Origin of the sequence: Ilumatobacter sp. (assembly GCF_049588435.1) — a bacterium.
In the GTDB taxonomy this organism is placed as follows: Bacteria; Actinomycetota; Acidimicrobiia; order Acidimicrobiales; family Ilumatobacteraceae; genus Ilumatobacter_A.
Genome location: NZ_JBAVYV010000118.1, coordinates 1 through 8,839, shown reverse-complemented (window position 1 = coordinate 8,839; position 8,839 = coordinate 1). Strand labels below are relative to the sequence as shown.

The 8,839-nt window shown below is 66.3% G+C and carries 7 protein-coding genes; 4 read left to right on the top strand and 3 right to left on the bottom strand.

What is annotated here, in order from left to right:
• The coding region (locus tag WBV89_RS04370; RefSeq protein WP_423980117.1) for a leucyl aminopeptidase family protein at positions 1 to 1,376 on the bottom strand (1,376 nt) is incomplete at its 3' end.
• Positions 1,377 to 1,624: 248 nt separating this feature from the next.
• Here WBV89_RS04370 and WBV89_RS04365 point away from each other — a divergent pair.
• The 4 genes from WBV89_RS04365 (at position 1,625) to WBV89_RS04350 (ending at position 6,802) form a co-directional block, all read left to right on the top strand.
• The gene (locus WBV89_RS04365; protein WP_423980116.1) at positions 1,625 to 2,827 is read left to right on the top strand and encodes an amino acid ABC transporter substrate-binding protein; all 1,203 of its coding nucleotides are present in this window, start codon (positions 1,625 to 1,627) and stop codon (positions 2,825 to 2,827) included.
• Positions 2,828 to 2,976: 149 nt separating this feature from the next.
• On the top strand, positions 2,977 to 4,200 hold the full coding sequence (locus WBV89_RS04360) for an amino acid ABC transporter permease (RefSeq protein ID WP_423980115.1): 1,224 nt from the start codon (positions 2,977 to 2,979) through the stop codon (positions 4,198 to 4,200).
• A 3-nt stretch (positions 4,201 to 4,203) separates the two neighbouring features.
• Entirely contained in the window at positions 4,204 to 5,949 is a 1,746-nt protein-coding gene (locus tag WBV89_RS04355; protein WP_423980114.1) for an amino acid ABC transporter permease, read from the top strand.
• A 106-nt stretch (positions 5,950 to 6,055) separates the two neighbouring features.
• Positions 6,056 to 6,802, top strand: coding sequence for an amino acid ABC transporter ATP-binding protein (locus tag WBV89_RS04350; RefSeq protein WP_423980118.1), 747 nt, complete (start codon positions 6,056 to 6,058; stop codon positions 6,800 to 6,802).
• A gap of 30 nt (positions 6,803 to 6,832) precedes the next feature.
• On the opposite strand, the gene WBV89_RS04345 is transcribed toward WBV89_RS04350, so the two are convergent.
• Positions 6,833 to 7,672, bottom strand: coding sequence for an HAD family hydrolase (locus WBV89_RS04345; protein WP_423980113.1), 840 nt, complete (start codon positions 7,670 to 7,672; stop codon positions 6,833 to 6,835).
• Positions 7,673 to 7,778: 106 nt separating this feature from the next.
• Positions 7,779 to 8,839: MFS transporter (locus WBV89_RS04340; RefSeq protein WP_423980112.1), on the bottom strand; the 1,061-nt coding region annotated here is incomplete at its 5' end.

Sequence of the window (8,839 nt, the reverse complement as noted above, 5' to 3'; positions counted from 1 at the left end):
TAGATCCCCTGGTCGCTGTCGACCTTCATCGGGCCAGCGATGTCCAGGTGCGCGTAGGGCACGTCACCGGTGAACTCGGACAGGAAGATCGACGCCGTGATCGTGCCCGCGTAGGGCCCGCCGATGTTCTTCATGTCGGCCACGACCGAATCGAGCAACTTCCGGTAGCGCTGCTTCTCGAGCGGGAGCTGCCATGTCGGCTCGTCGACCTTGTCGCTCGCCGCCTTCACCGTGGCGGTCCACCCCTCGTTCGTGCCGAGCAACCCGGCGATCTCGGGTCCCAACGCTCCCAGCACGGCGCCGGTCAGAGTCGCGATGTCGACGATCGCGTCGGGCTCCTCCTCGACGGCGAGCGACAGCCCGTCGGCGAGCACCAGGCGGCCCTCGGCGTCGGTGTTGTGGATCTCGACGGTCTTGCCGTTGCGCATCGTCAAGACGTCACCCAGTTTGAGTGCGGACCCCGAGGGCATGTTGTCGGTGCACATCAACCATGCGGTCACCTTCGTGCTGCATCCGAGGGCCTGGAGCACCGACATCGCCGACAGCACCGCCGCCGCTCCGGACATGTCCATCTTCATCACCTGGTGGAAGGCATCGCTGCCCTTGATGCTGATCCCGCCGGAGTCGTACATGATGCCCTTGCCGACCATCGCGAGGTGGCCGGAGGGGTTGTCCGGTGTGTAGCTCAACTTGACCAGGCGGGGCGGTTCGGTCGATCCGCGGTTGACCCCCAGCATCCCGCCGCATCCCATCGCGGTCAGGTCGTCCTTGTCGAACACCTCGACCGCCAGCCCGGCCTCCGGACCCAGCTCGACCGCCTTGGTCGCGATGTCCTTCGCATTGAGATAGGTCGGCGGCATGTTCGCGAGCTCGCGGGCGAAGGCCGCCGCGCCGGCGACGATCCGACCCGTCTCGGCGCCGCTGCCGACACCCGGAGCACGCTTCGACTTCGCCACGACGGTCAGCTCGGTCAGCTTCGACGCGCCGCCCTCGTCGTTCTTCAGTCCGACGTACCGATAGGAGGCGAGGAGCACCCCCTCGGCGACGGCTTGGCCTGCCGCTGCCGGGTCCACGCCGTCCACGTCGGTGAGGGTGGTCGCGAGCCGCGCGTACTTCGAGGCGGAGCGAGCGAATGCAGCGGCGCCTCGACGCAGCTCGTTCGCATCCACCTCGCCCGGGTCGCCGATACCGACCGCGACGACCAGGCCGTCGGCACTCGGAACGGCCAGGATCTGCCCGGACTTGCCCTCGAAACCGTTCGCCTTCAGCGCCGTTCGGCTGAGCCCGAGTTGCCTCGGCACCGAACCCTTCTCGGCGACGGCGAACCCGACGGCCTGAGCGTCCGCGGGGACCGACCGGGCGGTCGAAACGGTCACGGACTGGACGGAAGCGCTTGCATCGATCATCCCGCCAGTCTGCCCCACCGGTGCGGCGATGCGCGGATCGCCGTGGACCGCCCGAACGGTCGTCGACCGTGACGGGAGCGTGAACGCCGGATCACAGCCCAGCGTCTTGTGTCCGGTGTCACGGGTCGACGTGTTAGCTTCGCCTCACGTCCACAGATCGTTCGATCGGCGGACACGACGAGAGATTGAACGCTCTCGACACTCAAGGAGGAGAACAGATGATCAGCAGGGGGAGTGCTTCCACATGGAAGCGAACCGCAACGGCCGTCATGGCGCTCGGCCTCGTGGCCGGAGCGTGCTCGAGCAGCAGCGGCGACGACAGCTCGGACACGACCGACGAAACGATCGAGGGCGCGGACACCGACGTCGGGGGCGACGATGCCTCCACGAGCGAGCCCGCCGAGACGGAGCCGACTGATACGGACGCAGCCGACGACACCGGCGACACCGTCGAGGTCGTCCAGACCGAAGGCGGCCTGCTGGCCGCCGTCCAGGACGCCGGCGTGGTCAAGTGCGGCGCCAACGAGGCCCTCCCGGGCTTCGGCGTGGTCGACTCGGCCGGCGAGTACGCCGGCTTCGACATCGACTTCTGCAAGGTCGTCGCAGCCGGCATCCTCGGTGATGCCGAGGCCGTCGAGTACGTCTCGCTCAACGCAGACGCCCGCTTCCCGGCACTCCAGTCCGGCGAGGTCGACGTGCTGATCCGCAACACGACGTGGACCGCGTCGCGTGACGGAGACCAGGGTGGCAACTTCTTGTTCACCACCTTCTACGACGGTCAGGGCGTCATGGTCCCCGAGGACTCGGGCATCACCGACCTCGAAGGACTCGCCGATGCCAGCATCTGCGTCCTCTCGGGAACGACGACGGAGCTGAACCTCAGCTCGGTCTTCACCGCCCGTGGGATCAACTACAACCCGGTGGTGTTCGACGACAACACGACACTGCGTCCCGCCTACGAGGAGGGCCAGTGTGAAGCGTGGACCGCTGACGCATCTGCGCTCGCCTCGAACAAGGCAGCCATCGAGGACGAGGGCGGCGCAGCGCAGTTCATCATCCCCGAGGTCATCTCGAAGGAGCCGTTGGGACCCGTGGTCGTCGACGGTGACACCGAGTGGGCCCAGGCGGTCAACTGGGCCGTGATGGCACCCGTACAGGCCTGGGAGTTCGGACTCGATTCGAGCAACATCGGCAGCTACGACGGTGACGACCCGAACATCCTGACGTTCCTCGGCCAGGGCGATGACGTGGCGGCAACGCTCGGTCTCCCCGCCGACTACGCCGTCCAGGCGGTCGAGCAGGTGGGCAACTACCAGGAGATCTACGACGCTCATATCACACCGATCGGCCTGAGCCTCGAGGGCTCACCGAACAACCTGTGGACCGAGGGCGGCTTGATGTACGTCCCGCCGTTCCGCTGATCACGAACACCTGAACACCGAACACCCGGCTGTTCCGGGTCGGTCCCCACATCGTGCGGGCCGACCCGGGTCGCCACGGTGACGCTCTCGACCAGCGCCGCCTCCGCTCCACTCGCTCGATCGCACAATGACCCTGGGGGAATCACTGCGTGACCAACACGATCTCGACGTCTGAACCGACGACCACCAGGCCGCCGTTCTGGCGCAACGTCAAGGTGTTACGCGTCCTGGCCCAAATCGCAGCGGTCATCATCGTGGTGGTTGCGATTCGATGGTTGTTCGGCAACCTGACCCGCAACCTCGACGCAGTCGGGATCGACACTGATTTCGACTTCCTCGACTCCCCCGCCCGTTTCCAGATCCGCGACTCCAGCTTCGACCCCGACTCGTCGATCCGGGTCCTCCTGCTCAACGGCATCAAGAACACCGCCGCCGTCGCATCGGTCGGCATCGTGCTCGCGATCATCCTCGGCACCGTGATCGGCGTCGCCCGCCTCTCGAACAACTGGATCGTCCGCAAACTGGCTGCGCTCTACGTCGAGACGCTGCGCAACATCCCGCCGCTCGTCATCATCATCTTCTTCGGTTTCGCCGTCTTCACGTTCGGGCGCTTCCCACTGTTCAATCCGTCGAACCCACCGGGCGAGATCAAGTTCCCCGGCACCGATTCGAACCTCCTGATCTACAGCAAGACGCGACTCGGCCTGCCGTCGGTCGCAACGGACGGCCACAGCGGAGTGTTCTGGTTCATGCTGCTGATCGCGTTACTCGTGGCGATCTTCGTCTGGCGCTGGAGGACCAAGATCAACGTCCAGACCGGACAGCCGCACCACCGGGTCCTCTACTCGTTCGGCGTCTTCATCGTCCTGGCCGGGTTCACCTGGGTCGTGCTCGGACAGCCGCTCGTCCCGTCGTTCCCGTCCGTGTCCGAGAGTGGACGGCTGATCGAAGGTGGCATCGCCACCAACGACGGCTACGTCTCGTTGACACTCGCGCTGGCCCTCTACACCGCCAGCCACATCGCCGAGATCGTTCGCGGCTCGATCCTCGCGGTCGACAAGGGCCAGAACGAAGCGGCCAACGCCCTCGCTCTGAGCGGGTTCCAGCGCTACCGCTTCGTCGTCCTCCCCCAGGCCGCCCGGATCGCCATCCCGCCGGTGATCAACCAGTTCCTCAACCTCACGAAGAACACGTCACTGGCGGTCGCTGTTGCGTATCCCGATGTCACCCAACTCACGCGCACAGCGATCGGCAACGACCAACCGTCACCACAGATGATCCTGATCCTGATGGGGATCTACCTCACGTTCTCACTGTTCATCTCGCTCGTCTTGAACATCGTGAACAGACGACTCCAACTGGCGGGGAGATAGCCCATGGGTGCAGCAGGAGAATGGGGCTACACCGTCGCACCCGAGGACGGTGGCGGCGACATCATGCACAGTCTGGCCGAGGCCGGTGCCCCGCGCCATGGCGACCAGACCCCGAAGGAGTGGCTGAAGGCCAACCTGTTCGGATCGATCTTCTCGACGATCTTCTCGATCGTGTTCGGATTCGTCGCGCTCTATCTGGGCTACCGACTGGGCAAGTTCGTCTTCCAGACCGCCCGATGGGAACCGGTCCGGGCCAACCTCGAACTGTTCATGGTCGGGTTGTTTCCGCGCAGCGAACGGACCCGCCTCGTGGTTCACGCACTGCTCATCGGCGGTGCCGGCGGGCTGCTCCTCGGATGGATCCGTGAACGCTCGCTCGACACCGCCGAGAAGGCCGGGCTCGTCCGCCCGAGCACATCGTTCCGCGAGATCGCCGGGATCTACTGGGGAATCGCCGCCTTCATCCTGTTCTGCATGGTCGTCGGCGTGCGCACGCTCGATCCCTGGTTGCTCCTGATCGGGTTCTTCCTCGCCGCGCTGGTCGGATATGCCTCGACCATCCGCATGCGCGGTGGCGTCGCAGGTGTCCTGCTCAAGATCCTGCCGCTGGCCCCGTTCGTCTTCGCCGCGGCCGTGCTCAGCTTGGTCCCCGACCTCAACAACCAGGGGGCATACACGATCGCCGCCGGGTTGACGGTGCTGCTCGCGCTGGTGCGCTTCATCCACATTCCGGAGTTGACGATGAGCGCCGGGCTGCTCGTCGGAACGTCCGGTTTCATGACGCTCAGCGGCACGCAGGGCCTGATGTGGCTGTTCGTCACCGGGTCACTGATGCCGATCGTTCTGTACCTGGTCGGCTTGCGCTCGGACGACCTGCCCCCCATCGCCGGCTGGATCGGTTCCGCCGTGTGTGCCGCGTCGGCGTTCCTGCTCTTCACGCTGTCCGGGTTCGGGCTCGACACCGTCATCGTGCTCGGGATCGCGCTCACCGGAGTCGCCGCCGCCGCTCGCGGCGAAGCGGCCACAGGCGCACGCCTCGGCGCACTGACCGTCGTGGCCGTCCTGGCATGGCAGATCGGCCGACTGATCGACCTCCCCGGCATCGACTGGGACGACTGGGGTGGCCTGCAACTGAACATCACCGCGGCCGCGGCGACGACGATCCTGGCGTTCCCGATCGGACTGCTGCTCGCCCTCGGTCGACGCTCCTCGCTCCCCGTGCTCCGCTTCATGTGCACCGCCTACATCGAGGTTTTCCGCGGTGTCCCGCTGATCACCCTGTTGTTCATGGCGCAACTGTTCATCGGCTTCTTCCTCAATGGCCAGAACCTGCCGCTCGTCACCAAGTCGATCATCGTGTTCACCATGTTCTCGTCGGCCTACATCGCCGAGATCGTGCGCGGCGGTCTCCAGGCCGTCCCGAAGGGACAGACCGAGGCCGGCCAGGCGATGGGCATGTCTCCGGCCGGGATCACCCGTCTGCTGGTCCTGCCGCAGGCGCTCAAGGCCGTCATCCCCGCGATGGTGGGACAGTTCATCTCGCTGTTCAAGGACACCAGCCTGCTCGCATTCATCGGCATCCCCGAGTTCCTCGGCGTCCGTGAGATCGTGCACGCCCAGACGGCGTTCCGCGGGTTCGGCATCGCCGAGTCCCTCGTGTTCGTCGCCTTCGGCTTCTGGGCGATCTCGTTCACGATGTCCCGCGAGAGCCAGCGCCTCGAACGCCGACTCGACACCGGGAACCGATGACTTCAGTGAACGACCGGAAGGACCACTCATGAGCGACCAGCCCGAAACCGACTCCACCAGCGGCACGACTGCTCCCACCGCTGAGGTGTTCGCCGACGCCACCCAGATGCTGGGTGCGTCGGGTGAGGTGATGATCGAGGTGACCGGCGTCGACAAGTTCTTCGGTCAGTTCCAGGCGCTCAAGAACATCAACATGCGCGTCGGCAAGCAGGAAGTGGTCGTGGTGATCGGACCGTCCGGCTCCGGCAAGTCGACGCTGATCCGTTGCATCAACCGGCTCGAGAAGCACGACCGCGGCAGGATCGTGGTCGACGGCGTCGAGTTGGGCGACGACATCCGCAACATCCAGGAGATCCGGCGGGAGACCGGCATGGTCTTCCAGAGCTTCAACCTGTTCCCCCACCTCACCGTGCTCGAGAACATCACGCTCGCGCCGCGCCAGGTCCGCAAACAGTCGAAGATCGAGTCCGAGAAGACGGCGATGGAACTGCTCGAACGGGTCAAGATCCCCGACCAGGCACGCAAGTTCCCCGGCCAGTTGTCGGGCGGCCAGCAGCAGCGTGTGGCGATCGCCCGGTCGCTCGCGATGCACCCGAAGGTGATGCTGTTCGACGAGCCGACCTCTGCACTCGACCCCGAGATGATCAAGGAGGTCCTCGACACGATGCAGGACCTCGCCGAGGAGGGGATGACGATGATCTGCGTCACCCACGAGATGGGCTTCGCCCGTGAGGTCGCCGACCGCGTGGTCTTCATGGCCGACGGTCAGGTCGTCGAGGTCGGCACGCCCGAGCACTTCTTCGAGAATCCGCAGGAGGAACGCACGCAGCTGTTCCTCTCCCAGATCCTGTAGCCGACGATCGTCGGCGAGGCGTCTCGCTGATCAGCAACCGCCGGCGAGCTGGCGCTCGATCCACACCGCAACGGCATCGTCGGCGTTGAGGCCGATCACCTCGTCCGCCACGTCGAGCGCGCTCGGCGCTGCATTGCCCATCGCGACTCCGTGACCGGCCCAGTCGAGCATCGCAACATCGTTGTGGTTGTCACCGAAGGCGACGACATGGGCCGGATCGATCGACCACCGTCGGCACAGCAGCTCGAGTCCCGACGACTTGTCGATGCCCTCGCCGGTGATCTCGACGAACTGCACACCGCTGGTCGAGACCGTGACCGGGTCGGTCAGAATTGCGGCGAGCCGTGCGCTGAGTGCTTCCTCGACGATGTCGGGATGGCGCACCATGATCTTGGTCGTGACGTCCTCGGTGGTCGGACGACGCCGCAGACCGCGTCGCTGACCGAGGTCTTCGTGGACGAACGCGATGTCCTCGAACGAGTCGTCCCAGCCGTTGCCGTGATCGGTCTCCCAGCAGAACGCGAACCGCTCGTCCAGCGCCGTGAGTTCCGCGAACACCCGATCGACGTGGATGGGGTCGATCGGAAGACGATGGGTCGTCTCGTCGGACACCACGTCGTGGATCAGCGAGCCGTTCGAACAGACGACGGTCTCGATCACGCCGGCAGGCCGGATGCGTGGCACCGCCGAGGTGGTCGATCGCCCGGTCGCCGCCACGACGCGGATCCCCGCTTCGCCGGCCGCCTGAATCGCGGCGATCGTTCGGAGGCTCAGCTCATGGTCCGGGGTGAACAGCGTGCCGTCGAGGTCGCTGGCGATCAGGTCGATTCGTCGCGCCGCGCTCGATGAATCACCCGGGAGCCGCGCCATGCCCGCCCGACCATATCGACAGCTCTCGAACACACGTGCAGATCAAGGGCGTCCGATGACCGGCGGCCGACCCTGACCCGCGGCGGGGGCCGGAGCACGACCGTCGTCATTCGGAACCGACCGCCAGTTCATCGGGGTGCGGCCGCCCGGTCTCAGCCGTTGACGACCCGGCCGGATCACCGCCCGTACTGCCGGGGGTTCTCATCGGGAGCACGAGAACCGAGGTGCCCACACCACCGATCACGATCAACCACCAGACGTGATCGAACGCGACCAGCGCGGACGCCAGGCTGGTCGACGCCCCGAGGAACGCGATCGTCAGCGCGACTCCGAACGTGCCACCGAACTGCCGTCCTGCCTGGAGGGCCGCACCGCCGACACCGCGGCGGTTCTGCGGCAGCGATTGTGCGACGACGCTCGCGAGCTGCGGGAACACGAACCCGACGCCGAGCCCGCTGAGCAGCATCGACGGGAGATAGTCACGCAGGTAGTCGGACTCGGGCCCGAGCATGACGAGGCGGTAGAGGCCGCTCGACGCGTAGAGCAGACCGCCGACGAGCAGGAGCGGGCGCTGGCCGATCCGGCCGGCCAGATTTCCGGCGCGCGGGGCGATCAGGCCGACGAGCAGCGGCCCGGGGGCGACTCCGAATCCGGCTTGGAGGATCGACCACCCCCACACCTCGGTGAGGAACAGGATCGATCCGAAGAACAGCGCCGAGAAGGCGGCGCCGAACACGAGCATCGAGAGGTTCGCCCACCTGAAGTTGGAGATGGCGAACAGTTCGAGATCGAGCACCGGTGCCGCGGTTCGACGCTGGTGGGCGATGAACACGATCACCGCGAGGCCGCCGACCAGGAAGATGCCCAGTGTGCGCGTCGAGAGCCACCCGAACTCGTCGGTCCCGACCACGGCGTAGGACAGCAGACCGGCGGCCATCGTGACCAGGGCGACGCCGACCGGGGACGGGATGCGGGTCGTCGGGTCCGACGATTCGTGCAACTGCGATCGACCCGCGATCACCGTGTAGATCCCGACGGGCAGGTTGATGAAGAACGCCCAACGCCATCCGAGTGCTTCGACGATCGCCGCGCCGAGGGTGGGTCCGAGCGCACCGGCGACGGCGCCGGCAGCTCCCCAGATCGCCACCGCACGGGGCAGCTGATCGT